The following is a 26,791-nucleotide window of genomic DNA, read 5'->3' as shown; positions in this document are numbered from 1 at the left end:
TCCTGCCAAATCCATCAGGAAAAAGTTACACACTAGAAACGTGAAATCGGCATTCCTTGTGCCGCACGCACAATTTTCCCTCCGTATGGGCCAGCCCACGCAAGAAAGAGCACGTGTGTCTCAATCGATCCCCTCTCCCTGGCGTACGACGCGGCGACGACGACTGACGTGGGAGATCGCGATCGTCCTCGGGCTGTCGCTCGGCGCATCCGCCGTGTACTCGATCGTGAGTATCGTGGCCAAGCTCACCGACGAGACCCCTCTCGCGGATCAATCGACAGCCCTGAACTCGGCGCTGAGTACGCGCGAGTGGCTCGACTTCACGTACCAGTCCCTCGCCATCCTGTTCGATCTGGTTCCGGTGATCCTCGTCTTCTACCTGCTGGCGATGTCGGGAACGAACCCGTTCCGAAGGATCGGCTTCGACCTGAAGTCCCCTGTTCGGGACTCGGCTCGGGGGCTTCTGCTCGTTCTCGTCATCGGAGTACCCGGAATAGCGCTCTACTTCATCGGCCGAGCCGCGGGCATCACCGTCAATGTGGTCCCGGCCCCTATCGACGCCTACTGGTGGACCGTGCCGGTGCTGATCGCCTCCGCCCTGAGGGCAGCTCTCACCGAGGAATTGATCGTGGTGGGCTACCTCTTCACCCGGCTCAAACAGCTCGGCTGGGGTCGGTGGCAGATCATCCTGTCGGCCGCGGTGCTGCGGGGCAGCTACCACCTCTATCAGGGCATCGGACCATTCTTCGGAAACGTCGTGATGGGAATCATCTTCGGCTGGTGCTACACGCGCTGGGGCCGCACGATGCCGCTCGTCATCGCCCATTGGATCATCGACATCGCCTCGTTCGTGGGCTACGCCTGGGCCGTCTCGACCTTTCCGGACCTCTTCCGACTGAGCTAGAGCCCGGGCGCCTTCGGTGCGACGTCGTCGTCATCCGGCTCCGCGACGTCGTCGTCGCCGGTGGCTGCGACGGGCCTCCGCCGCGAGATGACCATCGCGGCGACTCCGAGCGCGAGAACCACGACAGCTCCGCCGCCGACCGCGGCGATGAGTCCCCAGTCCGTCGGCTGCCTGGTCGAGGTCGCCGTGGGCGCCTGACCTGGCTCATCGGTGAACAGCGGCGTGGGTGCCTCTGTCTGCTCCGGGTGAGGGGTGACCTGGATCTTCACCACGGCGAGGGCGGTGCCGTTCGACGATGAGAACTTGCAGACCATGCCGGAGTCGCCGACGGGAAACACGGTGCCCGACGCGACCGGAACGTCGACGATCATGCAGTCTCCCGCTGTGAGACCTGCGGGCACCACGGGTGCGAATTCGATCGGAGCTCCGCTCGCATCGGCGGCCTCGGCGGTGATCGTGCCGGGAAGGATTCCCGAGTCGGTGAAGTCGGCGCCCTCTATCTGTGCGTCGGTGAAATCAGCACCCTCGATGTTCGCTCCGGTGAAGTTCGCTGCCTGCAGCTTCGATCCCGACAGGTTCGCGCCGGCCAGGTTCGCGCCCATGAATGCGGCCTGGCCCATGCTCACGCCGCCGAAGTCGACGCCCGCGCACTGGCTGCCGCCCGCCGGCGCACCGTCGGTGACCTGCTGCACGACGCATCCGCCCTCATCGAAGAAGACCTCGGCGTGTGCGGCCGTAGCGGGAACGGCGATCAGGGCGAAGGAACCCAGCGTCACCGCCGCCAGCATCGAAAATCGGCCGCGCTGAATCGCAAATCGTCTCGCCATGCTGAGAGGCTACCGCACGCGCGGAAACGTCTGGCTCTGCTACTCGAACGCCTCCGGCGGCGGGCACGAGCACACCAGGTTGCGATCACCCCACGCCTGATCGATGCGACGCACGGGCGGCCAGTACTTCGAGCGGATCAACGAACGCACCGGATAAACCGCAGTCTCGCGATCATACGGATGCATCCATTCGCCCTCGACGACGGACTGTGCCGTGTGCGGCGCGTTGTGCAGGGGGTTGTCGTCGGCGGGCCAGACACCCTCGGCGACCTGCATGGCCTCGCCCTTGATGGCGATCATCGCGTCGATGAAGCGATCGATCTCGGTGAGGTCTTCGCTCTCGGTCGGTTCGACCATCAGCGTTCCCGCGACGGGGAAGCTCATCGTCGGGGCGTGGAATCCATAATCGATCAGTCGCTTGGCGACGTCGTCGACCGAGACGCCGGTCGATGCCGTCAGAGGCCGGATATCGATGATGCACTCGTGCGCGACGAGACCGTTGTCGCCCGCGTAGAGCACCGGAAAGTGCTCGGAGAGCCGTGCGGCGACGTAGTTGGCCGAGAGCACGGCCGCACCCGTCGCATCCGCGAGGCCCTGCGAGCCCATCATGCGCACGTACGACCAGCTGATCGGCAGGATGCTCGGGCTGCCGTACGGCGCGGCCGAGATCGGCCCACCGCCGTGCACGACGGTGCCACCACCGGCGAGCGGATGCGACGGGTCCTGCGCCTGCGCGTGGCCCGGCAGGAAGGGCGCAAGGTGCGCCTTGGCCGCGACCGGGCCGACGCCAGGGCCTCCCCCGCCGTGAGGGATGCAGAAGGTCTTGTGCAGATTGAGGTGCGACACGTCGCCCCCGAAGTCGCCGAAGCGGGCGAAGCCGAGCAGGGCGTTGAGATTCGCGCCGTCGACGTAGACCTGGCCGCCGGCCGAGTGCACCAGACGGCAGATCTCGGCCACCTCGTGCTCGTATACCCCGTGCGTCGAGGGGTAGGTGATCATGAGCGCGGCGAGCGAGTCGGCGTGCAGCTCGATCTTGGACCGAAGGTCGTCGACGTCGACGTTGCCGTTCTCATCGCAGGCGACCACGACGACCTTCATGCCGGCGAGAACAGCCGAGGCCGCGTTCGTTCCGTGAGCGCTCGACGGGATGAGACACACGGTGCGCTCGAACGATCCGTTGGCGTGGTGGTAGCCGCGGATGGCGAGCAGGCCCGCCAGCTCGCCCTGACTTCCCGCATTGGGCTGCAGAGAGACCGAGTCATAGCCTGTGACTTCTGCGAGCCAGGTCTCGAGCTGCGAGATGAGCGTGAGGTAGCCCTCGACGTCTGCTCTGGGCGCGAAGGGGTGCAGGGCCCCGAACTCGGGCCAGGTCACGGCCTCCATCTCGGTGGCCGCGTTCAGCTTCATGGTGCACGAGCCGAGCGGGATCATGCCCCGGTCGAGCGCGTAGTCGTAGTCGGCGAGGCGCTTGAGGTAACGCATCATGCTCGTCTCCGAGCGGTGCGTGTTGAACACCTCGTGCGTGAGGTAGTCGCTCGTGCGCAGGATGTGCTCGGGCAGGCTCTCCGCGAGCTGTTCGGCATCGCTCGCGGGCGACACCCCGAACAGGCCGAGCACCGTGTCGATGTCGGCAGATGTCGTCGTCTCGTCGACCGAGACACCGATGGTGTCGTCGTCGGCGACGTTCAGGAGGTAGCCGCCGGCGTGAGCCTGGGCGGCGATCTCGGCGGCACGTCCGGGCACCCGCACCTGGATGGTGTCGAAGAAGTCCTCGTGCACGAGCTCAGCTCCGGCCGCCTCGAGCGCGCTGGCGAGCCGACGGGCGATGTCGTTGACGTCGAGAGCGATGCGCTGCAGACCTTCCGGCCCGTGGTAGACGGCGTACATACCGGCCATGACGGCGAGAAGAACCTGGGCGGTGCAGATGTTCGAGGTGGCCTTCTCGCGACGGATGTGCTGCTCTCGCGCCTGCAGGCTCAGCCGGTAGGCGGGGTGACCCGACGCATCCTGACTCACGCCCACGAGGCGGCCAGGCAGCTGACGCTCGAGGCCCTTGCGCACAGCCATGTAGCCGGCGTGCGGTCCACCGAAGCCCATGGGAACGCCGAAACGCTGGCTCGTGCCGACGGCGACGTCGGCCCCCAGTTCGCCGGGAGAGGTGATGAGGGTGAGGGCCAGCAGGTCGGCCGCGACGACGGCGAGTCCGCCGGATGCGTGCACCGCCTCGATCACGTCGCGCGGGTCCCAGACTCGGCCGGATGCGCCGGGGTACTGGATGAAGGCGCCGAAACCGGTGGCGAGCGGGTGGTCGTGCGACGCCGGGTGGTCGACGCGGTCGAGGGTGAGCTCGACGATCTCGATGCCCACGGCGTCGGCGCGCGAACGCAGTAGAGCCTTCGTCTGCGGCAGAGCGTCGGCGTCGACGAGGAAGACATTCGAGGTCGACTTCGAGGCGCGCCTGGCGAGCAGCATGCCCTCGACGACGGCGGTGGCCTCGTCGAGCATGGATGCGTTGGCGGTCGACAGACCCGTGAGGTCGGCGACCATGGTCTGGAAGTTGATGAGCGCTTCGAGGCGCCCCTGCGAGATCTCCGGCTGGTAGGGCGTGTAGGCGGTGTACCAACTGGGGTTCTCGAGCACGTTGCGGCGGATGACTGCCGGCGTGATGGTGTCGTAGTAACCGAGCCCGATCATCGACCGGTTCACGGTGTTGTGCGATGCCAGGGCGCGGAGCTCGGCGATGGTCTCGCGCTCGGTCGCGGCCGCAGGGATCGCCTCCGCGCGGTGGGTCTCGCTCAGCTGGATCGAGCCGGGAATCGCGGCGCGCACGAGGGCGTCGACCGAGTCGTAGCCGAGGAGGGCGAGCATAACGGCCTGCGCGCTGTCATCGATGCCGATGTGACGCGCGGTGAAAGGAAGCGACATCGGTGTGTTACTCCCCCAGCAGCGCGGTGTACTCGTCGAACGACAGCAACGGCGGCAGCTCGGTGAACTCGATCTTGATGAGCCAGCCCTCGCCCAGCGGGTCGCTGTTCACCAGCTCGGGGGTGTCTTCGACCGCGGAGTTCTTCTCGAGCACCGTGCCATCGACGGGGGCGAAGAGCTCACCCACCGATTTCGTCGACTCGATCTCGCCGACGATCGAGCCGTTCGCCAGCGACGTTCCGACGTCGGGCAGGTCGACGAAGACCACGTCGCCCAGCTTCTCTGCCGCATACGCGGTGATGCCGACGGTGGCGGTGGTGCCCTCGACGAGCACCCACTCGTGCTCGCTGGTGTACTGCAGTTCGCTTTCGGTAGCCATGGGTTCAGTCTTTCTTCGCGCGGTAGAACGGGAGGGAGGTGACGCGGTAGCTCAGGCGCTTGCCGCGGATGTCTATGCTGACGACTGTGTCGGGCGTCGCGAAGGCGGCGTCGACGTAGGCCATCGCGATCGGGATGCCGAGGGTCGGCGACAGGGCACCGCTCGTGACGACGCCGATCACGTCGGTGGAGTCGTCGGAGGCGAAGATCTCGTAGTCCGCCCGCGCGGCCCGCTTGCCTTCGGCGACCAGACCGACCAGCGTGCGCGCATCCGGGTTGGGGCCGGCCTCGACGGCCTCGCGACCCACGAAGTCACCCTTCGTCGCTGTTGCGACGACGCGGCCGAGGCCGGCCTGCACGGGGAACGTCTCGGCGCCGAGCTCGTGGCCGTAGAGCGGCATACCCGCCTCGAGACGCAGCGTGTCGCGACTCGCGAGCCCGGCCGGCACGAGTCCGAGCGGGGTTCCGGATTCGGTGAGCGCGTTCCAGAGCTCTTCGGCGTGATCGGGGCTGACGTAGAGCTCGAATCCGTCTTCACCGGTGTAACCGGTGCGGGCGATGAGCACGGGCCGAGTGCGGAACGACCCGGACAGGGCGCGGTAGTACTTGAGCTCGGCGAGCTTCTCCCCCACGTCGCGGCCGTCGGGGTGGCCGCCCTCGATGGCGAAGCCGTCGGTCGCGACGAGGATCTCGCGCGATCGCGGACCCTGCACGGCGATGAGGGCGAGCTCGTCGCTCTCGTCGAAGACCTCGCATTCGAACGGGGAGGTGCGCTCGAGGAGTTCGGCGGCGACGACCTCGCGGTTGGACGCGTTCGCCACGACCATGAACCGGTCGTCGCCGGTGCGGTACACGACGAGGTCATCGATGATTCCGCCGGTTCGATCGAGGAGGAGGCTGTACTTGGCCTGCCCGACGACGGTGGCCGAGAGCTTGCCGGCGAGCGCGTAGTCGAGGGCGTCTGCCGCCTCGGGCCCCACGACGAAGATCTCGCCCATGTGAGAGAGGTCGAAGATTCCCGCGGCGGTGCGCACGGCGTGATGCTCGGCGAGGTCGCTCGAGTAACGCACGGGCATCTGCCAACCGGCGAAGTCGGTGAAGCTGGCTCCGGCTGCCACATGGATGCGGTTGAGCGGCGAATATCTATCGGTCACGAGTTCTCCAAGGCGCAGTGGGTATTGCGGACCCGGGCGCGAACCCGAGCAGTCAAGAACTCCCCCTCTGTCATCTGTGCCTGAGAGCTTCGACGCTGCGTGGCAGCGACTTTCACCGTGGGCGGACCGTCGAACACTGTTCGAGATCTCTTTTCAGAGTGGCCTGTTCGATGCGGTACACGTACCTGAGAGATTGGTGGGGAGAATTGCTCCTTCGGTGCCTGCCGAGGTGATCGGCGGGCTCTCCCGCATCGCGTGATGTCGGCCCGATATTCGTTTGTGCGGCCAGCCTAGCAACATACGGCTCACGCGTCGCGAGGCTCGAGCGCGTAATCTGAGGGTGACCGGGCGATGCGCGCAGTCAGGACGGATTTTGTGGATCATCGTTTGAACAGGCTCTTCATCACGGCGGCGAAAGAGCTGCATTTCGCCAAAGCCGCCAAGATCGAGGGCATTCCGCGCTCCAGCATGATCGCCGCCGTCAAGCAGCTCGAGCAGAATCTGGGTTACCCGCTGTTCGACTACGACGCCGAGTCGACCGTGCTGACGCCCGAGGGTGTGGCCTTCGCCGAGAAGGCGGCTGCGGATCTCGCGAAGTCGACCGGGAACTCCACGATCACCGCTCCCCTCGCCGGAGGTAAGGCTAAGGCATCGAAGGGCAAGGGTCGAGCCCCGGTCGTCAAGGGTGCTCCGAGGGTGGGGAAACGCCGCCAGTCTCGCTGAGTTCCGGGCAGCGAGTCAGGTAAGGCTATCCTTATCTTTCCGGGTGTCGTTCTTCGATGCGGCCCCGATCTGACTCCCCCACCCGAACGAAGGAGCCCGACGTGCGCCAGCGCGCCGCTATCAGTCTTGCCCTCGCATCCGTTCTCGCGATCGGCCTCACCGGATGCGGCGCATCCGAGGCCGTCGAGACCAGCCCGACGTCCACGTCTGGACAGGGATCGACCGAATATCCGTTGACCATCGACAACTGCGGCACTCAGACCGTCGTCGATGCACCGCCGCAGCGCGTCGTCTCTCTCGACCAGAACTCGACCGAGATCATGCTCTCGCTCGGGCTCGCCGACCATCTGGTCGGGACTGCTTCGTGGACCGATCCCGTGCTCGACTCCCTCGCTGCGGCCAACTCCGAGGTTCCGCGGCTGTCAGACAACGCGCCGAGCTACGAGGTCGTGCTCGGCACCGATCCGGACTTCGTGACCGCCTCGTTCGGGCGGCACTTCGCTCAGGGAGGCGTGGCGAGCCGCGAGCGCTTCGCCGAGACGGGCATCGGAAGCTACCTCTCACCCACCGACTGCGACAACGGCACCAGCATCAACGGCGGCGGCACCCGCACCCATGCGCTCACGATCGATTCGCTCTACGAGGAGATCAACGAGCTGGGCGCGATCTTCGACGTTCCGGATCGTGCGAAGGCGCTCGTCGACGGACTCCGAACCCGGGCCGCGGCGGCGACCGAAGGCGTCGATTTCGCTGGCGCAACAGTCGCTTTCTGGTTCGCCGACACGAAGACCCCCTATATGGCTGGCGGGCTGAGTGCCGCCGGCCTACTCGCCACGACAGTGGACTTCGACAACGTGTTCTCTGCATCCCCGGAGGACTGGCCGGCCACGACCTGGGAGGCTGTCGCCGACAGGGATCCGCACATCCTCGTGCTCGGCGACCTGCAACGAGACCGCTTCCCCGGCGACCGTCTCGACGACAAGATCAGTTTCCTCGAGTCGGACCCGCTCACTCAGACGATCGATGCCGTACGCAACAAGCGCTACATCGTTCTTCACGGCGCCGAACTCAATCCGTCTATCCGATTCGTCGACGGCCTCGAGAAGATTCAATCCTGGCTGCGCGAGCACAAGGACGAGCTCTGAGCACCGCCCCGCCTCCGACACACCCGCAGACGACGACGCCCGTGATGCGGCCGGCCTCCCGCACGCGCCGGACCGCGATCGCGGGTCTGCTCGTGCTGGCCGGACTGGTCCTTTTGCTCGTCTCGGTCGGTGTCGCGATCACGCTCGGACCGGCAGACATCCTGCTCGTCAACGTGCGCGACATCGTCACCAACCATCTCGGTCTCACGGACATTGCTGTGAAGGTCTCGAAGAACGCGATCGTGTGGGAGGAGCGTCTGCCCCGCGCCTTCGTCGCTGCCGCGTGCGGCGCCGGTCTGGGACTCTGCGGCGTGATCATGCAGTCGCTGCTGCGCAACCCTCTGGCCGATCCGTTCATCCTCGGCGTCTCGTCTGGCGCGTCCACCGGCGCCGTGGTGATCGGCGTACTGGGACTGGGCGGCGCTGCGGTAGGTCTCTCGGGCGGCGCGTTCATCGGGGCGCTGATCGCGTTCGGCCTCGTTCTGCTGCTGGCACGACTGTCTGGCGGCGGCACCGATCGTGTGGTGCTCGCCGGCGTCGCGAGCACTCAGCTGTTCTCGGCCGTGACATCTCTCATCATCTTCGCCTTCGCCGACTCGGACGAGACGCGCGGAGTGATGTTCTGGCTGCTGGGCTCGCTGGAAGGAATGCGATGGGACGACGTCGCACTCTGCGCGATCGTGGTCGTGATCGGTTCGTTCGTGTGCCTGTGTTACGCCCACGCGCTCGATGCTTTCGCGTTCGGTGACGATGTCGCCGCGTCTCTCGGCATACACGTGACCCGCACCCGTGCTGTGCTGCTGGTCGCGACCGCGCTGATCACAGCCACGCTCGTGAGCGTGGCCGGTGCGGTCGGCTTCGTGGGGCTCGTTCTGCCGCATGCCGCTCGCCTGCTCGTCGGCCCCCGCCACGCGCGCCTCGTTCCCGCCACCGCGATCATCGGCGCGATCTTCATGGTCTGGGTCGATGCCGGATCGAGGGTCGCCTTCTCGCCGACCCCTCTGCCGGTCGGCGTGGGAACGGCGCTCGTCGGCGTTCCCGTGTTCATCGCCTTACTGGCCAGGCGAAGGAGACGCGCATGACGCTCCGCGCCGAGCAGGTGACCTGGAGCAGGAACGGCGTGCTCGTCGTCGACGGCGCGACCCTGCACCCCGAGCCTGGGCAGACGGTCGGCCTCCTCGGGCCGAACGGTTCGGGCAAATCCTCTTTGCTGAGAGTGCTGCACGGGCTCGTCAGGCCGACGTCGGGATTCGTCACGCTCGACGGTGTCGACCTCACCTCCGTCGGTCGTCGACACGTCGCACGCTCGGTCGCGTCTGTCACGCAGCACGCCGACACCGAGGTCGACATCACCGTGCGCGACATCGTGAGGCTCGGTCGCATCCCGCATCGCACAGCACTCGGAGGAGGAACCACCGCAGATGAAGACGCCGTCGACAGGGCGCTCGCACACGTCGGCCTGCTCGATCAGGCGAAACGTCTGTGGCACACGCTGTCGGGCGGCGAACGTCAGCGCGCTCAGATCGCGAGGGCCCTCGCCCAGGAACCGCGAGAATTACTTCTCGACGAGCCCACCAACCATCTCGACGTCCGCCATCAGCTCGAGCTCCTCGAGCTCGTGTGCGCCCTTCCGGTCACCACCGTCATCGCCATCCATGACCTGAACCTCGCAGCCATGTACTGCGATCTCGTCGTCGTTTTGCAGGAGGGCCGCGTGGTCGCCGCGGGAGCACCGGGCGACGTGCTCACGACAGAACTCATCTCCGCGGTCTACGGCGTCACCGCCACGATTGCTCGGGACGCGCAGCGTGGCCACCCTGTCATCACGTTCTCCCGACGACAGTGACCTGCCGGACTACTTCTGGGAATCCCCGTACTCGTCGCCCGACGGCGCATCCGGCTTCTCGAACGGGTCACGTCGGATGCGCCGCAGGGTGAGCACGATCACCGTCACGATCAGCGCAAGGCCGCCGATCGATACGGCGATAGCGATACCGATCCGGCTCCCGTCGGCGCCGTCATCGTTCGTCGATGCAGGGTCGGCCGTCGCGGTGACGGCCGGAGCAGGCTCCTCGGCCATCGTGGTCGCCGACGGCTCGGGAGTCGCCGCCGGAGCCGAGTCCTCTCGAGGCGAGCCCGCCCATTGCGCCCCGCAGGCGGGAGCGGCCGCCATGCCGGGCAGCGAGTTGCCCGAGTCCACCGGCTGATAGTCGAAGGTATAGCTGCCCGACGTCGGGTGTCCGTCGCTCGAGACGACCTGCCAGGTGGCGGTGTAGGTCCCGGCCTCTCCCAGGGCGATGCCGGTGGATGCGACGGCCCCGTCGACGACGACGCATCCGTTCTCGTGGAACGCGCCCGACGCATCCGTCACCTGGATGGCGAAGGCACTCGTGTCGTCACCCAGGGTGAGGAGCTCGTCGCTGTACGTCAGGGAGACCACGGTCGGATCGGCTGTGACGACCTCGCCCGCTGCAGGGGTCGACGATTCCAGCGCGTCGTGGGCCGAGGCACTGGATGCGCCGACGAGCACGAGCGCGGCGCCGAGGAGGGCGGTCGCGGCGAGAGCGGAGGGCAGGGCGAAGAGGCGTCGAGTCACCCGCCTCACGATAGCCGACGGCCCTGATCGGGGCCCTAGCCTGTGGCGACGATGGATTCGGCAGGAACGTCGTAAGGTCGGCGACGATCGCGAATAGTCACGACTCCGATCGCCGTGACCCACACCAGCCACGGGAACGTGGCGAAGAGCGCCGTTCCCGCTCCCCCGGCGGCGAAGAACGACGCGGGATCGGTTCCGCCGAACATGGTCGGGACGGCGAGGAGATTGAGTGCTGCCACCGTGTAGGCGAGCCAGCCGGTCCACCGAGGTAAGGCCTCGGAGCCGAGCGTCACGTATCCGCTCGCCGCCGCGACCAGAGCCGTCAACACGCATCCGATCGAGCCGAAGAGAACCGTGTGCCCCACGGTGAGCGCGCGCAGAACCGAGTAGTCGCCCGCCATGCCCGTGACATCGAGGGCCGTGCCAGCCTCCATGGCATCGCCGACGAGCGTCACGGCCACGAAGACGAGTCCCGCGCCATAAGCGAGGTCGGCCACCCACTGCAGCGCCACCTCGGAGTGCGTGATGAGCTGCCGGAATCCCGCGAGAAACACGATGAGCGCGGCCATCAGCATGGTGTCGATGAGAATCGTGAGCAGGGTGCCGTTGCTCGTTCTCGTCATGAAGTCGACGAGAGCCAACTCGTCGTCGAGGCTGGGTCGCGCGCCGACGACGAACACCTGCACCGAGAACTCGGTCACCGTGAGCAGCGCCACCGCGACCGCGGCGATGCCCGTCCACAGCCTCACATCGGGCATCAGCTTTCGGTGCGGGTGCTGCGTCATCGTGATGTCTCCCCCTGGTCTTCTTTCGCTAGGCGTCGCAGTGCGAGAGGTCGGTCTCGGCAAGAGGCTTGCCCTCGGGAATGATGTAGGTCACCCAGAGCACCACGTTCTCGTCGCCTTCATTCCGCCCTTCGTGGCGATAGCCCGCTCCTTCGATGATGCTGTCTCCCGTCTTGTAGACGTGCACGCCACTCGGATAGATGTCGGCATAGTGCGTCAGAGTTCCCTCCGAGACCACGGCGACCAGCTGACCGTAATGGCAGTGCACCCCCGTGGATGCCCCCGGCGCCAGCGTGATCTCGCGGAAGGTGACCCCGACGCCGTCGTCGCCGGACACGGACACCTCGACCGGCGCATCCTGCTCGCCCTCAGCGAGATCGACGGCCTCGACCGGCGCGTGCGACTCGGTCGGCGACACGGCCGGCGTCACGGAGGGGACCTCGGAGGTGGTCGAGCATGCCGACAGGGCGAGGACCGTGGCCAGGAGGAGGCCGGCTGTGCGCGCACGCTCAAAGGGGCGGGGTCGGGACGCTTTCATGGTCAGCCTTTCGGACAGCTCTGTCGACTGGAGCTCGTGCTACACAGCGTAGTGAAAAGGGCTCGCTAGCATGAGCGGATGATCACCGTCATCACATCGGCACGAGCGCTCAGAGTGGTCCAAGCCGCGTGGGTGATCGGCTTTCTCGTGGGAACGACCACCCACACGGCGGATCTGATCCTCGGCGGGCTGGATGTCTACAGCGGCTTCCCCGTCGGCGTCCGACTGTTCTGGGTGACACTCACGATCCTCGATCCAGTCACCGCTGCCCTGATCATCTTTCGACGTCGCTCCGGCATCGTGCTCGGCGCCGCCGTGATCATCACCGACATCGCGGTGAATTGGACCGTCTTCACGGTCGTCGGCGGACTGTCCTTATTCGGGGTCATCAATCAAAGCCTGTTTGCGGTACTCATCGTCATCACGGCTCGCTCCCTGTGGATCTGGTTCGGCCGATCGTCCGCACGAGAACCCGACAGGGAGAACGAAACGGTCTAGCCACGACGAGGTGCACGGCACCGTCGACGGCCTACGCCGCGGTGACGTCGATCTCTCCTGCATCCGCGCCGGGGGCCCCGAACACGAGCATCCGGTTCGCGATCTTGTCGGTGAAGAACCGGTCGTGACTGACGACCACGACGGCGCCGGGAAAATGCACGAGGGCACGTTCCATGACCTGGGTGCTCGCGAGGTCGAGGTGGTTGGTCGGCTCGTCGAGCAGAAGAACGGATGCGCCGGACAGCAGACACTGAGCCATGGCGACGCGGGCGCGTTGTCCGCCCGAGAGCTCGCGGATGCGCTTCTTGAGATCGGCCTCCGAGAACTGGAACATGGCGAGAAACCGGCCGACGGACTTGCGCGTCGCCGTGAGGGCGAGGCTGTCGGGCAGCGCGTTGACCGCGTGCGTGACCGTGTCGTCGAGATCGAGCTCGTCGAGCATCCGGTTGTACGAGACGACCTTCGCGCCCGACGCCCAGTCGACGTGGCCGTGATCGGCCTTCTCATCGCCGGTGAGCACGCGCAGAAGCGTGCTCTTGCCGCTGCCGTTGGCGCCGAGCACCACGATGCGGTTGCCGCGGCGGATCTCGAATCCCAGACCCGTGAACAGCATCTTGTCGCCATACGCCTTCTCGAGACCGTCTATGCGGCAGAGAACGTCTTTCACGTGCAGGCCGCCGTAGATCTCGGTGATGATCTGATCGACGGGTCGGGGCGCGCGCGACTTCTTGATTCCTGAGAGCTGTTTGTCGAGCTTCTTGCTCGAGGCCTTGGCCGCCTCGCGTCGGTCGGAGATGCCCTCCGCCTCGAAGGCCAGCAGCTCATTCTCGTGAACGAACTGCGCCTCGAGGGTCTTCAGGCGGAATTGCTTCTGCACGATGTACTCGCCGAAGTTTCCCGGGTACTCGTGCAGATGAAAGTTCTCGAGCTCGATGATGCGGGTCACGACGACGTCGAGGAACGCCCGGTCGTGCGACACGATGATGGCGGCACCCTTGAAGTCGCGGAACCACGATTCGAGCCACTCGACTCCGGCGACGTCGAGGAAGTTGGTGGGCTCGTCGAGCAGCAGCACGTCCGGGTCTTCGAGCAGGATCTTCGCGAGAGCAGCGCGGTTTCGCCAACCGCCCGAGAGAGCGTCGATCGGGCATGTGCGGTGCGCCTCGTCGAATCCGAGCGTGGTCAGGGCCTGGTCGATCTTGCGGGTGTAGTCCCAGCCGTCGAGGCGGTCCATCTCACCGAACAGCTCGGACTGGCGCTCGATGAGTGCGTCGAGGGAGCCACCGGCCGCGGCCTCGACCGCAATCGTCGCGTCGATCGAAGCGAGCTCGTCTTCGACGGCGTGCACCTCGACGAACAGGGCATCCAGCACCTCGGTGATCGTCTGCTCGCCGTTCAGCTCGGAGAACTGCGAGAAGTAGCCGATCTTCACTCCGGCTTCGACGGTGACGGTTCCCTGATCGGGCTGCACCTGGTCGAGCACGAGCTTCAGGAGCGTGGTCTTGCCGGAGCCGTTGCGGCCGATGAGTCCGACGCGGTCTTTGGGTTCGAGGCGGAAGAAGGCCTCGCGCAGGATCTGCGTGTTCTCGAACTTGACGCTCACGTCGTTCAGTCGGATCAGGCTCATGGGTGTTCCTTCGGTGCATCATCGAGCGCGGGTGTTGTCGCCGAACGCGGTGGTGCGGCCACCGCTCTCGGCGAGAACCGCCGCGTTCGGTGCAGAGAGAACTCAGTCCCAGTCGAGGTAGTCCTCGATGGCCCATGAAGTGGCGCCGACATTCTCGGAGGGGAACATATGGCCGCCTCCGTCGACGGAGACAACGCTCACCCGATCGGGAGCCGCCGCCTGCAGCGCCTCGCCGTTCGCTGGCGGGGTGACGGCGTCTTCAGACCCCTGGATGACCAGAACAGGCAGGCCCTCGGCCAGCGTCAGGTCGCCGGCTTCTACTCCGAGCAGCAGCACGCCGTTGACACGGTCGTGGAAGTCCAGAGCAACGGCGCGAGCCACGGAACCGCCGAACCCGTGGCCGCCCAGCCACGCATCCTCGATGCCCGCGGCATCCATGACGTCGACCACGCCGCGTGCGAGATCGTGCGCCGAGGTGTCATCGGAGGCGGACGCACCGCCTGCAGCGACTCGCAGAACCCTGAAGTCTTCTTCGACGAGGATGTGGGCAAGCGTGCCGAGGTAGTCGATGGGAAGACCCTTCTCGGCGACCAAGACGACCGTGGGGCCATTTCCCTCTACCGCGTACGAGATCGCGCGTGCATCGGGTTCGAAGATCTGGGTTTCGGTCATGGTCTGGGCTCCCTTTCATGCGACGGCGAAGCTCCCGCTCGCCTCCGACACCCTACTTGAGTCGGAAATGGAAAGTGGACGTCACGACAGGGCGACGCTCGCTTTCGCTACGAGCCGTGCGTGCCCCGCAGCGCATCGAGGAGGACCTGGGCATCGACATCGAGGTTGTCGGCAGCCACCATGCGCCTGCGCGGCTTGCGGTCGTCCTGCCGGGTGAACACCACTCGTGCCGCTCTCAGCAGACCAGACGCGGGCAGGATCTCGGCGCTCGTTCCCTCACGAGGCCACTCCTCTGCGCGGATGCGAGGTGCCAGCGGCGACGGCCGTTCGATGGCAGGAAACAGCACGGCGACCGGAGTGATCGTCACGGCGACCTCGGGCAGGTGGAACTGTCGCCGAAGTTGCCGTACGCCCAGCGCCCCGATCGCGATGGGGACCACGAACATCGTAGAGAGAATGAAGGCCCCGCCGACGTCGTGCCCGTCGGTCGCCACGCCAACGACCGGCAGCAGCGTCACGAGTCCCCACAGCACTGCCAGGATCAGCATGGCGATGCCCTGCTTGCGCATGAGCTTTCGCACTGTCTGCTCGACGGCTGCGCGCTTGGCGTCGTCGTAGCGCGCGACCAGAGTCGCCGTGGAGGTCATCGCTCGAACTCGACGGTCATGCGTGTCTTCCCCAGGATGCGTCGTCGGTCTACGTCGTTCCGCGGCAGAAACAGGCCACTTAGACGTTGAAGCGGAACTCCACCACGTCGCCGTCCTGCATCACGTAATCCTTGCCCTCGATGCGCGCCTTGCCCTTGGAACGCGCCTCCGCGATCGAGCCGGTCTCCACCAGGTCTTCGAAGCCGATGATCTCGGCCTTGATGAAGCCTTTCTCGAAGTCGGTGTGGATCACGCCGGCAGCCTGGGGGGCCTTGGCACCCTTCGGGATGGTCCAGGCGCGCGTCTCTTTCGGACCGGCGGTGAGGTACGTCTGCAGCCCGAGGGTGTCGAAGCCGATGCGGGCGAGCTGGTCGAGGCCGCTCTCCTCTTGGCCGGTCGACTCGAGCAGCTCGGCCGCGTCTGCGGGATCGAGGTCGATGAGCTCCGACTCGAGCTTCGCGTCGAGGAAGATGGCGTGCGCCGGGGCGACGAGGGCTGCGAGCCCGTCGAGCTTGGCTTTGTCGTTCAACACTCCCTCGTCGATGTTGAACACGTAGATGAAGGGCTTTGCGGTCAGCAGGCCGAGCTCGCGGATGGGCTCGAGGTCGACCGCCGAGGCCGACAGCGGCTTGCCCGTGTCGAGCCACTCGCGCGCAGCCTTGACGGCGACGAGAGTCGAGGGGTCGGCCTTCTTGCCCTTGACCTCTTTCTCGAAGCGGGCTTCCGCTTTCTCGAGAGTCTGAAGATCGGCGAGGATCAGCTCGGTGTTGATCGTCTCGAGGTCGCTCGCCGCGTCGACCTTGCCGTCGACGTGCACCACGTCTTCGTCGGTGAATCCGCGCACGACCTGGGCGATCGCATCCGCTTCGCGAATGTTTGCGAGGAACTTGTTGCCGAGGCCTTCGCCCTCGCTCGCACCCTTGACGATGCCGGCGATGTCGACGAACGACACGGGGGCGGGCAGGATGCGCTCGCTTCCGAAGATCTCGGCGAGCGCGGCGAGCCGCGCATCGGGAAGGTTGACCACACCGACGTTCGGCTCGATGGTCGCGAACGGGTAGTTCGCCGCGAGCACCTGATTCTTGGTCAGGGCGTTGAACAGGGTGGACTTGCCGACATTGGGCAGACCGACGATTGCAATAGTGAGAGCCACGAGCATCCATCGTACTTGCCCGGCGCGCGGCCTCCTTCGAAACGAGGGTCGGTGCAGCGTGAGAGCATCGATATGTGCCCCTGAATTTCACTGCCATCGACTTCGAGACCGCCAACTCCTATCGCGAGTCCGCGTGTTCGGTGGGCCTCGTCAAGGTGCGCGACGGCGTCGTCGTCGACGAGACCTCGTGGTTCATCAAACCCGAGATCGGTTTCGACGAGTTCTTGCCCTGGAACACCAAGATCCACGGCATCTACAGCGAAGACGTACAAGACGCCCGTGGCTGGGAGGAGCAGCTCGACGAGCTCGTCGACTTCGTCGGAGACGATCACTTCGTGGCCCACAACGCGGCGTTCGACATGGCGGTCATCCGGGCGGCAAGCGCGGCGGCCCGCGTCGAGTGCCCCCCGAACGCCTACGCCTGCAGCCTGCAGATCGCGCGCAAGACCTACACGCTCGACTCGTATCGACTCCCCGTGGCGGCCATGGCGGCCGGCTTCGAAGACTTCAGACACCACGACGCGCTGGCGGATGCCGAGGCGTGCGCGGCGATCATCATCCATGCGGCAGAACGTCACGAGGTCAACTCGATCGAGACCCTCGCAGGGGCCGCCGGGGTGAAGATCTCACAGCTGCGACCGCCGGTCGTCGCCCCCGTTCTCTGACCCGCGGCCGATCCTTCCGACGATGTCGGAGGCCGGTGCGAGACTTCCCGTATGGACCCCATACTCGCTCTCGTGCTCGGTCTGCTCATCGGCGTAGCGCTTGGGGGCGCCATCGGCTGGATGCTCCGCGCGGGCCGCATTCCGCAGGTCGATCCGAGGCCCATGGCTGAGCTCCAGGCCCGCTCAGCGGCGGCAGAGGCGACCATCGCGGGTCTGCACGAACAGCTCGATCTGCAGGTCGGTCGCATCGGCGAGTTCCAGCAGCGAATTCGAGAGATGAGCGAAGCCGAGGCCGAGCGGGTCAGCTCCGACGGCCGAGTGCTCGTCGCACTCAGCCCCGTGGCCGAGAGCCTCCGTCTCGTTCAGCGCAAAGTCTCCGAACTCGAAGAGCAGCGCCAGAAACAGCACGGCGAACTCAGCGAGCAGCTGCGCAGTGCGACCGAGTCCGAAGAGAGGCTGCGCAGCACCGCGGAATCGCTCGCGTCGGCCCTGCGATCGAACAGCACACGCGGCGTGTGGGGAGAGACTCAGCTGCGCCGGGTCGTCGAGGCCGCCGGCCTGATCGAGCGCGTCGACTTCGATGTCCAGACGAGCATCGTCGGCTCCTCTGGCGCAGGTCGCCCCGACATGGTCGTGCATCTGCCCGGCGGCAAGAACATCGCTGTCGACGCGAAAGTCCCCTTCGACGCCTACCTCGAGGCCAGCATGATTCCGGCCACCGCAACGGGAGCCGACGGCGCGGAGAGAGACCGGCTTATGAAGCGCCACGTCAAGGCCGTGCGAGACCACATCACGACGCTGAGCAACAAGGGCTACTGGACTGGCCTCGACGCCTCCCCCGAACTCGTCATCGCCTTCATCCCGAGCGAGTCCCTCGTGTCGAGCGCCCTCGAGGCCGATCCGAGCATCATGGAGTTCGCCTTCTCCCGCAAGGTCGCTCTGGCGTCGCCCGTCACCCTGTGGTCGGTCTTGAAGACAGTGGCCTACAGCTGGCAGCAAGACGTGCTGACCCACGACGCGAAGGTGCTCTTCGACCTGAGTCGCGAGCTGTACACGCGACTCGCCACCACGGCCACCCACGCCGAGAAGCTCGGTCGATCGATCGAACGCAGTGTGCGCGACTACAACTCGTTCGTCGGCTCACTCGAGCGACAGGTGTTCCCGACCGCGCGAAAACTCAACGCGCTCGACGAGTCCACGGTCCTCGGCGTACTCCCCACGATCGAGGAGCAGCGCCGAGAGCTATCGAGTTTCGAGCTCGTCGCCGAACTCGAGAAGAGCGACCCCGCAGCCTAGAACCGTCGAGGGCTCAGGAACCGCGAGGGCTCAAGACCGTCGAGGGCTCAAAACCACTTGTCGGCGATGTGGTCGGCCACGATCCGGCGGATCGTTCCCGAGCGACTGCGCAGAACCAGGCTCTCCGTACGGATGACGGGGCCCTTCTTGCGCACACCGGCGACCAAGCCGCCATCCGTCACGCCCGTCGCCACGAACATGGTGTTGTTGCCTTTCACCAGGTCGTCGGCCTCGTAGACGCGGTCGATGTCGAGTCCGGCATCGATTGCACGCTGGCGCTCGTCGTCGGTCTTGGGCAGCAGACGCCCCTGAATGAGTCCGCCCAGCGCCTTGATCGCACAGGCCGTGACGATCCCCTCCGGGCTGCCGCCGACTCCGACGCACATGTCTGTCCTCGTCTCGTAGCGGGCGGCGTTGATGCCGCCGGCCACGTCACCGTCGAGCAACAGGCGGGTTCCGGCACCGGCGGCGCGGATCTCCTCGATCAGGCCGACGTGTCGGGGGCGGTCGAGCACGGCGACCTTGATGTCGGAGACGTCTTTGCCCTTCGCCTTGGCGAGCGCCCGGATGTTGTCGCCGATGGGCCGGTCGATGTCGATCACTCCGATGCCTTCTGGGCCGGTGACGATCTTGTCCATGTAGAAGACGCTGGAGGCGTCGAGCATGGTGCCTCGGTCAGACACGGCGATGACCGAGAGCGCATTCTGCCGGCCCGCGGCCGTGAGGCTCGTTCCATCGATGGGATCGACGGCGATGTCGCAGGCGGGCCCCCGCCCATTCCCCACGTGCTCGCCGTTGAAGAGCATCGGCGCCTCGTCCTTCTCGCCCTCGCCGATCACGACGACACCGTCGAAATTGACCGTGGTGAGGAAGGCGCGCATGGCGTCGACGGCGGCTCCGTCGGCAGCGAGCTTGTCGCCTCGGCCGATGAACGGGTACGCGCGGATCGAGGCGGCCTCGGTGGCGCGCACGAGTTCCATGGCGAGGTTGCGGTCGGGGTGAAGGTAGAGGGCGTCGTTTTCGGTATTCGTCATTGCAGACCTCACAGAATTCGTTGCCATGTGACGGCTCCTGTCGCGCGTCATCGACTGGCTCCTCCAGCGTACCGGTGGGCCTCTCGCGCTAGCTGTGCACGTTCTCCCACGTCGAAAGATGAGCCTCCCCTAGGATGAAGTCGCGTAGACACAAGGAGAAACCATGCCCATCGCAACGCCTGACCAGTACGCCCAGATGCTCGACACCGCGAAGGCGAAGGGATTCGCCTATCCCGCGTTCAACGTGTCGTCGTCACAGACCCTCAACGCCGTTCTTCAGGGGCTCACCGAGGCCGAGTCCGACGGAATCATCCAGGTGACCACGGGTGGTGCAGACTACTTCGCCGGCCACACCCGCAGCGGAGCCCGCGCCACGGGAGCCCTCGCGTTCGCCGCGTTCGCGCACGAAGTCGCCAAGAACTACCCGGTGACCGTCGCGCTGCACACCGATCACTGCCCGAAGAACGCTCTCGACAGCTTCGTTCTCCCCCTCATCGCGGCGTCCGAGGCCGAGGTCAAGGCCGGTCGCAACCCGATCTTCCAGTCCCACATGTGGGACGGCTCGGCGGTTCCCCTCGCAGAGAACCTCGAGATCGCCCAGGACATCATCGCGCGCACCCGCGCCATCAACGCCATCCTCGAGGTCGAGATCGGTGTCGTCGGCGGCGAAGAAGACGGCGTCAGTCACGACATCAACGAGCACCTCTACACCACCGTCGACGACGCGATCGCGACTGTCGAGGCGCTCGGACTCGGAGACAAGGGCCGCTACATGGCGGCTCTGACCTTCGGCAACGTGCACGGCGTCTACAAGCCAGGAAACGTCAAGCTGCGCCCCGAGCTCCTCAAAGAGATCCAGGACGGCGTTCAGGCGAAGTACGGAACCGGCCCTCTGCCGTTCGACCTCGTCTTCCACGGCGGATCCGGCTCGACCGATGCCGAGATCTCCGAGGCCGTCTCGAACGGCGTCATCAAGATGAACATCGATACGGATACGCAGTACGCCTTCAGCCGTTCGGTCGCAGACACCGTTCTGAAGAACTACGACGGCTTCCTCAAGGTCGACGGCGAGGTCGGCAACAAGAAGGTCTACGACCCTCGTTCCTGGGGAAAGCTCGCCGAGACGGCCATGGCCGCTCGCGTCATCGAGTCGACCCACCAGCTCGGCTCCGCCGGCAACTCGGGCAAGTAGGCTCAGGCGACAATGGCAGACGACCGGCCCACTCCTCGCTACGGCGAACTCGCACCCGAGGGGTGGGTCTGGTCGCCGCCCGCCGACCCGCACGCCACCGAGACCGCAGACACGGCTCCGGATGGAGCTGACGCCGACGAAGTAGTCTCACCGGCTCCGTACCGCGTCCTCGACGCGTCGATCTCCGTGTTCCTTCTCGTGACCGCGGTGATGACGAGCTCATCGAGCGTGCCGTCGCTCTTCGATCTGCGCAGCACACTCGACATGTTCTACGCCGACCGGGGCCTCGGCGAATACGGAGGCGGTTCCGCTGTCGACATCGCGGGCGCGATAGCCGCGATCGCGCAGCTGGTGCTCCTCGCCACGACGATCTGGCTCACCGTTCGCCTCATCGGTCAGCGCAGAAGATCGTGGCCCGTTCCGCTGCTGATGGGTGCTCTCGCGCTCATCGTGACGTTCGGATGCGTCGCTCTTGCTCTCGTCGCGGATCCCGGGCTGCTCTCGAGCCTCAGCTCTACCTGAGCACGTCCGACTGCTGCGCGTCCGACTACTGAGAGTCTGACGGCTCCGCGCCCGAACGGCGGCCGCCGAGTGCACGGGAGTCGTTCTTGCCGGTCATGTCTTTGCGCAGCTCTTTCGGCAGCGAGAAGATCAGGTCTTCCTCGGCCGTGATCACGGTCTCGATGTCGCCGTATCCGGCACCAGCGAGCTCGTCGAGCAGATCCTGCACGAGAACCTCGGGCACGGATGCTCCGCTGGTGACGCCGACGGTATTGACACCGTCGAGCCACTCCTGCTTGACCTCGTGGGCATAGTCGACCCGGTAGGCGGCCTTCGCGCCGTACTCGAGGGCGACCTCGACGAGGCGCACGGAGTTGGACGAGTTGGCGGAGCCGACCACGATGACCAGGTCGGCGTTCTTGGCCACCTTCTTGATGGCCACCTGTCGGTTCTGGGTGGCGTAGCAGATGTCATCGCTCGGCGGATCCTGCAGATTGGGGAACCGCGCGCGGAGCCGGTTCACCGTCTCCATGGTCTCGTCGACCGAGAGGGTGGTCTGCGACAGCCAGACGACCTTGTCGGGATCGCGAACGACCACGGTGTCGGCTTCGTCGGGGCTGCCGACCAGAGTCGTGTGCTCCGGAGCCTCCCCCGCTGTGCCCTCGACCTCTTCGTGTCCTTCGTGTCCGATCAGCAAAATCTCGAAGTCGTCGCGCGCGAACCGCACGGCCTCGCGGTGCACTTTGGTGACGAGCGGACACGTTGCGTCGATGGCCTGAAGGCCGCGATCGGCGGCACCCTGCACGACGGCGGGCGACACTCCGTGGGCGCTGAAGACCACGTGGGCTCCGGGCGGAACCTCCTCGACTTCCTCGACGAAGATCGCTCCGCGCTTCTCGAGGGTCTGAACGACGTGAATGTTGTGCACGATCTGCTTGCGCACGTACACAGGGGCACCGTAATGCTCGAGTGCTTTTTCGACGGCGACGACGGCGCGGTCTACTCCTGCACAGTAGCCTCGGGGTGCTGCGAGCAACACCTTCTTCTCCCCGGTGACGGGGGTATCCTTTAGCCTGTTTCTTACGCCGGGAATCCTCGGCATCGGCAGACTTATAGTGGCTTGGCTCACTCCTCCATGGTAACCGTGAAATCTCGGTGGTCGGCCGTCGCAGAACCACGCGCAGGGAGCACCCGCATGACAGACGCCCCACAGGCCGACGCCCCGGCGACTCTCGAGAACCCGTGGCCGGTCGCCCTGCTCTCGAGCAAGATCAAGGGATACATCGAGAGACTCGGCACCGCATGGGTCGAAGGCCAGATCACCCAGTGGGGCGTTTCGGGCTCCAACGTCTACGGAAAACTGCGCGATGTGACCGACGACGTCACCATCGGATTCACCATCTGGTCGAGCGTGCGCAGCCGGATTCCCGACGATCTCAAGCAGGGCGACCGTGTCGTCGCTCTCGTGAAGCCGAACTACTGGCTCAAGGGCGGCACGCTCACGATGCAGGTCTTCGAGATGCGGCACGTGGGGCTCGGCGACCTGCTGGAGCGCCTCGAACGGCTGAGGCGACAACTCGCATCCGAAGGGCTCTTCGATGCGTCGAGAAAGAAGCGTCTTCCGTTCCTGCCGCACTGCGTCGGGCTGATCACCGGTAAAGACAGCGACGCCGAGAAAGACGTGCTCCGCAATGCGCAATTGCGCTGGCCGTCGGTGGAGTTCCGGGTCGTGCACGCCGCCGTGCAGGGTGAACGTACGCCGCGCGAGGTCACCGCGGCGATCCAGCAGCTCGATGCCGACCCCGAGGTCGATGTCATCATCATCGCCCGAGGCGGCGGAGACTTTCAGAATCTCCTCGGGTTCAGCGATGAGGGCGTCGTGCGTGCCGCCGCCGCCGCCACGACGCCGATTGTCAGCGCGATCGGTCACGAGGCCGACCGCCCTCTGCTCGACGAGGTGGCCGATCTTCGCGCGTCGACCCCCACAGACGCCGCAAAACGAGTCGTGCCCGATGTAGCCGAAGAACTCTCCCGGGTTCTCCAGGCCAGAGTCCGACTGGGAGTGCGCGTCAACCACGTCATCAAGAACGAGATCGATCGACTGGGGCAGTTGCGAAGTCGGCCGGTGCTCGCGAGTTCGAGCTGGCTCATCGATGTTCGCAGTGAAGAACTCACCCGGTACGTCGCCCGCGGCAGCGAACTGGTGTCACGGGTCGTCGAGCGAGCCGACGACAGCACCCGTCAACTCGTCTCCCACCTGCGCGCACTGTCTCCGCAGCGCACCCTCGATCGCGGTTACGCGATCGTCCAGCGCGACGACTCCTCGATCGTCCGAGGTCGAGACGAGGCCCCCAGTGGCGCGAACCTCGTGATCACCGTGTCCGACGGGTCGATCGGCGCCACCTCTACCGGTGCTCGCAGCGTCTCCGCAGCCGCCACCCCCTCTCCCGCAGAATAAGATTGGAACCATGCCCTCCACAGCGACAACACCGTCGACAGCAGACATCGACGCTCTCAGCTACGAGCAGGCTCGCGACGAACTCGTGCGCGTCGTCACCGAGCTCGAACAGGGTTCATCGACACTCGAGCAGTCGCTCGCGCTCTGGGAGCGGGGCGAGGCACTCGCCCGTCGCTGTGAGCAGTGGCTGATCGGCGCCAAGGCGCGCCTCGACGCCGCCCGCCAGTCGGTCGCCGAGTAGAGGTGGCGCGCCGCGAACCGAAACCCCGCCCCGTTGTGGCGGAACTCGGAAGACCCGAGACTCCCGAAGAAGAGGTGGCCCGCAAGGCCCAGAACTCCAAGAACTACCGCGACAGCAAGACGATCCGCAATCTCTGGGTCGCGGTCGGTGTCACGGTCGCCATCGTCGCACTCATGGTGTTCATCGTTCCGAGAGACGACTCCTCGCGACTTCAGTCGATCGACTACCGCTCGGTCGCCGTCAGCGCGCAGCGCACGCTTCCTGTTCCCCTCGCCGTTCCCGAGTTGCCCGACACCTGGTCGTCGAACGTGGCCGAGATCCGCACTGCGAGTCTCGATGGCGTGACCTCGTGGTTCATCGGCCTCATCACCCCGTCGAAGCAGTTCCTCTCGATCACCCAGGGGGTCGACGCGAACCCGAGCTGGCTGGTCAACGAGATGCAGCAGACCATCCCCACAGGCAGCGTCAATATCGACGGAATCGACTGGATCGTCTACGACAACCGAGACTCCGATCGCGACGTCGGCAACGTGGAATACGCGCTGACAACCGAGTCGGGTCGCAGCACGTTCATCGTGGCCGGAACGGCCACACCCGAAGAAGCAGCGGCACTGGCGTCCACCCTCACGGGCACCATCGAAGAACAGACGAACGAGGCGACATCATGAGCGATTCCCCCCTTACACCCGCCAAGATCTGGGGCGAGATGGTGCGCGGCAACGAGCGCTTCATCAACGGCACGCCGCGCCACCCACGCCAAGACGTTGAGCGTCGGCACCAGATCGCCGCAGGCCAGGCGCCCCGCGCCGCCCTGTTCGGCTGCAGCGACTCCCGACTCGCCGCCGAGATCATCTTCGACAAGGGTCTCGGCGACCTCTTCGTCGTGCGCAATGCCGGCCAGGTCATCTCCGATTCCGTGCTCGGCAGTCTCGAATATGCCGTCGGCGTGCTCGGGGTGCCCCTGATCGTCGTGCTGGGCCATGACGAGTGCGGTGCCGTCGCCGCAGCCATCGAATCGGTCGGTCCAGACGCGCCGCCCCTGCCGGTGCACATCCGCGGCATCATCGAGAAGATCACTCCGGCAGTTCACGCAGCCGAACACCAGGGAACAGACTCGGCCGACGCCGTCGACCCCTACGAGGTCGGTCGGCTGCATCTGCGCGACACCGTGCGCGAGCTGCTCGAGAGCTCCGAGTTGATCAGCGAGGCCGTGGCCGAGGGCCGCCTCGCAATCGTCGGCGCAAACTACCGACTGGCGGAGGGGCGCGCGGTAGCGGACCTCGTGATCGGCACGGTCTAACGCCAAGCCCTCCCCCGGGCGATCTTCACGACCACGACTTTTCAGACCCACACACAGCGCCCACGAGGCGAAACACAGGAAGGCAGGCCACACAGTGGTGGACACAGCAACCGGAACGACAGGAACAGAGCAGTTCCGAATCGAGCACGACACGATGGGCGAGGTGCGGGTGCCCATCGACGCCAAGTACGGCGCTCAGACGCAGCGCGCCGTCGAGAACTTCCCCGTCTCGGGCGCGGGTCTCGAATCCGCCCAGATCTCGGCACTGGCTCGCATCAAGAAAGCCGCGGCTCTCGCGAACGCGCAGCTCGGTGTTCTCGACAACGCCATCGCGGATGCCATCGCGTCGGCGGCCGATGAGGTGATCTCCGGCGACCTCGACGGCGAGTTCCCGATCGACGTCTACCAGACGGGCAGCGGCACCTCGTCGAACATGAATATGAATGAGGTGCTGAGCACTCTCGCGACGGCCCGGCTCGGCAGCCCGGTTCACCCCAATGACCACGTCAACGCCTCGCAGTCGTCGAATGACGTGTTCCCCACCTCCGTACATGTCGCCGTTACGGGCGCGCTCATCTCTCAGCTGCTGCCTGCTCTCGACCACCTCGCCGTCGCTCTCGAGGCCAAGGCCGAGCTCTGGAAGACGGCGGTGAAGGCCGGGCGCACGCACCTTATGGACGCCACGCCAGTGACTCTGGGCCAGGAGTTCGGTGGTTACGCCATGCAGATCAGACTCGGCATCGAGCGAGTGCAGTCCGCGCTCCCCCGCGTCGCCGAGGTGCCGCTGGGCGGCACCGCGGTCGGCACCGGCATCAACACCCCCGCCGGATTCCCGCAACTGGTCATCCGGCTGCTCGCAGAAGAGACCGGGCTGCCCATCACCGAGGCGCGCGACCACTTCGAGGCCCAGGGCGCCCGTGATTCGCTGGTGGAGGCATCCGGAGCTCTGCGGGTGCTCGCGGTGAGCCTCACAAAGATCTGCAACGACCTCCGCTGGATGGGATCAGGCCCCAACGCGGGCCTGGGTGAACTGCACATCCCCGATCTGCAGCCGGGATCGTCGATCATGCCCGGCAAGGTCAATCCGGTCATCCCCGAGGCCGTGCTCATGGTCTGCTCCCGGGTCATCGGAAACGACGCGAGCATCGCCTGGTCCGGGGCATCCGGTGCATTCGAGCTCAACGTCGCCATCCCGGTCATGGGCACCGCCCTGCTCGAGTCGATCCGGCTTCTCTCGAACTCGTCGGTGCTCCTCGCCGACAAGACGATTTCGGGTCTCGAGGCCAATCTCGATCGGGCACGCGCCCTCGCCGAGTCGTCGCCCTCGATCGTGACGCCACTCAACCGCATCATCGGCTACGAGGCGGCAGCCAAGATCGCCAAGCACTCCGTGGCCAACAAAGTGACGGTGCGCGAGGCTGTCATCGAACTCGGATTCGTGGAGCGGGGCGAGGTCACACTCGAGCAGCTCGACACGGCGCTCGATGTGCTCTCGATGACGGCGCCGCCCTCCGCCTGACCCGAGGCGACAC

At 66.0% G+C, this 26,791-nt stretch carries 27 protein-coding genes, 2 pseudogenes and 2 riboswitches; of the genes and pseudogenes, 15 read left to right on the top strand and 14 right to left on the bottom strand.

Annotated features, from left to right (window positions below):
• Positions 1 to 85 precede the first annotated feature (85 nt).
• On the top strand, positions 86 to 904 hold the full coding sequence (locus ASE64_RS11050; RefSeq protein WP_082466184.1) for a CPBP family intramembrane glutamic endopeptidase: 819 nt from the start codon (positions 86 to 88) through the stop codon (positions 902 to 904).
• Here ASE64_RS11050 and ASE64_RS17660 read toward each other — a convergent pair.
• From ASE64_RS17660 to gcvT, 4 genes are read right to left on the bottom strand one after another with little or no spacing between them, the layout of a single operon-like run.
• The gene (locus tag ASE64_RS17660; RefSeq protein ID WP_082466183.1) at positions 901 to 1,731 is read right to left on the bottom strand and encodes a pentapeptide repeat-containing protein; all 831 of its coding nucleotides are present in this window, start codon (positions 1,729 to 1,731) and stop codon (positions 901 to 903) included. The two genes, ASE64_RS11050 and ASE64_RS17660, sit on opposite strands and share 4 nt — an antisense overlap.
• 39 nt (positions 1,732 to 1,770) lie before the next feature.
• Entirely contained in the window at positions 1,771 to 4,656 is a 2,886-nt protein-coding gene (gene gcvP, locus ASE64_RS11040; RefSeq protein ID WP_055780283.1) for an aminomethyl-transferring glycine dehydrogenase, read from the bottom strand.
• Between the two features lie 7 nt (positions 4,657 to 4,663).
• Positions 4,664 to 5,035, bottom strand: coding sequence for a glycine cleavage system protein GcvH (gcvH, locus tag ASE64_RS11035; RefSeq protein WP_055780280.1), 372 nt, complete (start codon positions 5,033 to 5,035; stop codon positions 4,664 to 4,666).
• Positions 5,036 to 5,039: 4 nt separating this feature from the next.
• Positions 5,040 to 6,188: a glycine cleavage system aminomethyltransferase GcvT gene (gene gcvT / locus ASE64_RS11030; protein WP_235480589.1), complete on the bottom strand. Its 1,149-nt coding sequence runs from the start codon at positions 6,186 to 6,188 to the stop codon at positions 5,040 to 5,042.
• Positions 6,189 to 6,245: 57 nt separating this feature from the next.
• A riboswitch (glycine riboswitch) is annotated at positions 6,246 to 6,351 on the bottom strand.
• Positions 6,352 to 6,447, bottom strand: a riboswitch (glycine riboswitch).
• A 128-nt stretch (positions 6,448 to 6,575) separates the two neighbouring features.
• Between gcvT and ASE64_RS11025 the strand changes: the two genes are divergently transcribed.
• The 4 genes from ASE64_RS11025 (at position 6,576) to ASE64_RS11010 (ending at position 9,902) form a co-directional block, all read left to right on the top strand.
• On the top strand, positions 6,576 to 6,911 hold the full coding sequence (locus ASE64_RS11025) for a LysR family transcriptional regulator (RefSeq protein ID WP_235480588.1): 336 nt from the start codon (positions 6,576 to 6,578) through the stop codon (positions 6,909 to 6,911).
• A 101-nt stretch (positions 6,912 to 7,012) separates the two neighbouring features.
• The gene (locus ASE64_RS11020; RefSeq protein ID WP_235480587.1) at positions 7,013 to 8,056 is read left to right on the top strand and encodes an ABC transporter substrate-binding protein; all 1,044 of its coding nucleotides are present in this window, start codon (positions 7,013 to 7,015) and stop codon (positions 8,054 to 8,056) included.
• A 44-nt stretch (positions 8,057 to 8,100) separates the two neighbouring features.
• Positions 8,101 to 9,138, top strand: a complete 1,038-nt coding sequence (locus ASE64_RS11015) for a FecCD family ABC transporter permease (RefSeq protein ID WP_055780268.1) — start codon at positions 8,101 to 8,103, stop codon at positions 9,136 to 9,138.
• Positions 9,135 to 9,902, top strand: coding sequence for an ABC transporter ATP-binding protein (locus tag ASE64_RS11010; RefSeq protein ID WP_055780266.1), 768 nt, complete (start codon positions 9,135 to 9,137; stop codon positions 9,900 to 9,902). Before ASE64_RS11015 ends, ASE64_RS11010 begins: the two co-directional genes overlap by 4 nt.
• Positions 9,903 to 9,911: 9 nt before the next feature.
• Here the strand turns inward: ASE64_RS11010 and ASE64_RS11005 are convergent, their stop codons facing one another.
• The 3 genes from ASE64_RS11005 to ASE64_RS10995 are packed head-to-tail and all read right to left on the bottom strand — an operon-like array spanning position 9,912 to position 11,975.
• On the bottom strand, positions 9,912 to 10,652 hold the full coding sequence (locus ASE64_RS11005) for a copper resistance CopC family protein (RefSeq protein ID WP_055780263.1): 741 nt from the start codon (positions 10,650 to 10,652) through the stop codon (positions 9,912 to 9,914).
• A gap of 35 nt (positions 10,653 to 10,687) precedes the next feature.
• Positions 10,688 to 11,437, bottom strand: a complete 750-nt coding sequence (locus tag ASE64_RS17600; RefSeq protein WP_055780261.1) for a hypothetical protein — start codon at positions 11,435 to 11,437, stop codon at positions 10,688 to 10,690.
• A 28-nt stretch (positions 11,438 to 11,465) separates the two neighbouring features.
• Positions 11,466 to 11,975: a cupin domain-containing protein gene (locus ASE64_RS10995; protein WP_082466181.1), complete on the bottom strand. Its 510-nt coding sequence runs from the start codon at positions 11,973 to 11,975 to the stop codon at positions 11,466 to 11,468.
• A gap of 78 nt (positions 11,976 to 12,053) precedes the next feature.
• On the opposite strand from ASE64_RS10995, the gene ASE64_RS10990 reads away from it, so the two are divergent.
• A complete protein-coding gene (locus tag ASE64_RS10990) occupies positions 12,054 to 12,473 on the top strand; it encodes a hypothetical protein (protein WP_055780257.1) in 420 nt (139 codons plus the stop codon).
• Between the two features lie 31 nt (positions 12,474 to 12,504).
• Here ASE64_RS10990 and ASE64_RS10985 read toward each other — a convergent pair whose 3' ends face one another.
• The 4 genes from ASE64_RS10985 to ychF form a co-directional block, all read right to left on the bottom strand.
• Positions 12,505 to 14,100 (bottom strand): ABC-F family ATP-binding cassette domain-containing protein, encoded by a 1,596-nt coding sequence (locus ASE64_RS10985; RefSeq protein WP_055780254.1) that lies wholly within the window; start codon positions 14,098 to 14,100, stop codon positions 12,505 to 12,507.
• Between the two features lie 102 nt (positions 14,101 to 14,202).
• Positions 14,203 to 14,772, bottom strand: a complete 570-nt coding sequence (locus ASE64_RS10980) for an alpha/beta fold hydrolase (protein ID WP_055780252.1) — start codon at positions 14,770 to 14,772, stop codon at positions 14,203 to 14,205.
• 107 nt (positions 14,773 to 14,879) lie between these two features.
• A complete protein-coding gene (locus ASE64_RS10975) occupies positions 14,880 to 15,419 on the bottom strand; it encodes a hypothetical protein (protein ID WP_055780249.1) in 540 nt (179 codons plus the stop codon).
• Between the two features lie 79 nt (positions 15,420 to 15,498).
• Positions 15,499 to 16,572, bottom strand: coding sequence for a redox-regulated ATPase YchF (ychF, locus tag ASE64_RS10970; RefSeq protein ID WP_055781888.1), 1,074 nt, complete (start codon positions 16,570 to 16,572; stop codon positions 15,499 to 15,501).
• Between the two features lie 74 nt (positions 16,573 to 16,646).
• Here ychF and ASE64_RS10965 point away from each other — a divergent pair, with 74 nt between their 5' ends.
• Both ASE64_RS10965 and rmuC read left to right on the top strand, forming a co-directional pair.
• Positions 16,647 to 17,237 (top strand): exonuclease domain-containing protein, encoded by a 591-nt coding sequence (locus ASE64_RS10965; RefSeq protein WP_055780246.1) that lies wholly within the window; start codon positions 16,647 to 16,649, stop codon positions 17,235 to 17,237.
• 51 nt (positions 17,238 to 17,288) lie between these two features.
• Positions 17,289 to 18,422: pseudogene (rmuC, locus tag ASE64_RS10960) on the top strand (DNA recombination protein RmuC); the annotation flags it as partial.
• Between the two features lie 57 nt (positions 18,423 to 18,479).
• Here the strand turns inward: rmuC and ASE64_RS17955 are convergent.
• Both ASE64_RS17955 and glpX read right to left on the bottom strand, forming a co-directional pair.
• Positions 18,480 to 18,536: pseudogene (locus ASE64_RS17955) on the bottom strand (hypothetical protein); the annotation flags it as partial.
• Positions 18,537 to 18,580: 44 nt separating this feature from the next.
• Positions 18,581 to 19,567, bottom strand: coding sequence for a class II fructose-bisphosphatase (glpX, locus tag ASE64_RS10955; protein ID WP_055780240.1), 987 nt, complete (start codon positions 19,565 to 19,567; stop codon positions 18,581 to 18,583).
• A 163-nt stretch (positions 19,568 to 19,730) separates the two neighbouring features.
• On the opposite strand from glpX, the gene fbaA reads away from it, so the two are divergent.
• Positions 19,731 to 20,759 carry a class II fructose-bisphosphate aldolase gene (fbaA, locus tag ASE64_RS10950; protein ID WP_055780236.1) on the top strand — a complete coding sequence of 343 codons (1,029 nt, stop codon included), beginning with the start codon at positions 19,731 to 19,733 and terminating at the stop codon, positions 20,757 to 20,759.
• Positions 20,760 to 20,771: 12 nt separating this feature from the next.
• Positions 20,772 to 21,281: a DUF6264 family protein gene (locus tag ASE64_RS10945; RefSeq protein ID WP_055780232.1), complete on the top strand. Its 510-nt coding sequence runs from the start codon at positions 20,772 to 20,774 to the stop codon at positions 21,279 to 21,281.
• A 25-nt stretch (positions 21,282 to 21,306) separates the two neighbouring features.
• Here ASE64_RS10945 and ASE64_RS10940 read toward each other — a convergent pair whose 3' ends face one another.
• Positions 21,307 to 22,362 carry a 4-hydroxy-3-methylbut-2-enyl diphosphate reductase gene (locus tag ASE64_RS10940; protein WP_055780229.1) on the bottom strand — a complete coding sequence of 352 codons (1,056 nt, stop codon included), beginning with the start codon at positions 22,360 to 22,362 and terminating at the stop codon, positions 21,307 to 21,309.
• Positions 22,363 to 22,455: 93 nt separating this feature from the next.
• Between ASE64_RS10940 and xseA the strand changes: the two genes are divergently transcribed.
• From xseA to ASE64_RS10915, 5 genes are all read left to right on the top strand, one after another.
• A complete protein-coding gene (gene xseA, locus ASE64_RS10935) occupies positions 22,456 to 23,718 on the top strand; it encodes an exodeoxyribonuclease VII large subunit (RefSeq protein WP_055780225.1) in 1,263 nt (420 codons plus the stop codon).
• Positions 23,719 to 23,728: 10 nt separating this feature from the next.
• Positions 23,729 to 23,959, top strand: a complete 231-nt coding sequence (locus ASE64_RS10930) for an exodeoxyribonuclease VII small subunit (RefSeq protein WP_055780222.1) — start codon at positions 23,729 to 23,731, stop codon at positions 23,957 to 23,959.
• A 74-nt stretch (positions 23,960 to 24,033) separates the two neighbouring features.
• The gene (locus tag ASE64_RS10925; protein WP_235480586.1) at positions 24,034 to 24,627 is read left to right on the top strand and encodes a DUF4245 domain-containing protein; all 594 of its coding nucleotides are present in this window, start codon (positions 24,034 to 24,036) and stop codon (positions 24,625 to 24,627) included.
• Positions 24,624 to 25,259, top strand: coding sequence for a carbonic anhydrase (locus tag ASE64_RS10920; RefSeq protein ID WP_055780217.1), 636 nt, complete (start codon positions 24,624 to 24,626; stop codon positions 25,257 to 25,259). Before ASE64_RS10925 ends, ASE64_RS10920 begins: the two co-directional genes overlap by 4 nt.
• 94 nt (positions 25,260 to 25,353) lie before the next feature.
• A complete protein-coding gene (locus ASE64_RS10915) occupies positions 25,354 to 26,778 on the top strand; it encodes a class II fumarate hydratase (protein WP_082466178.1) in 1,425 nt (474 codons plus the stop codon).
• Positions 26,779 to 26,791 lie beyond the last annotated feature (13 nt).

It is taken from the genome of Agreia sp. Leaf210 (assembly GCF_001421485.1).
GTDB lineage: Bacteria > Actinomycetota > Actinomycetes > Actinomycetales > Microbacteriaceae > Agreia.
This window is presented reverse-complemented; position numbering and strand designations above follow the sequence as displayed.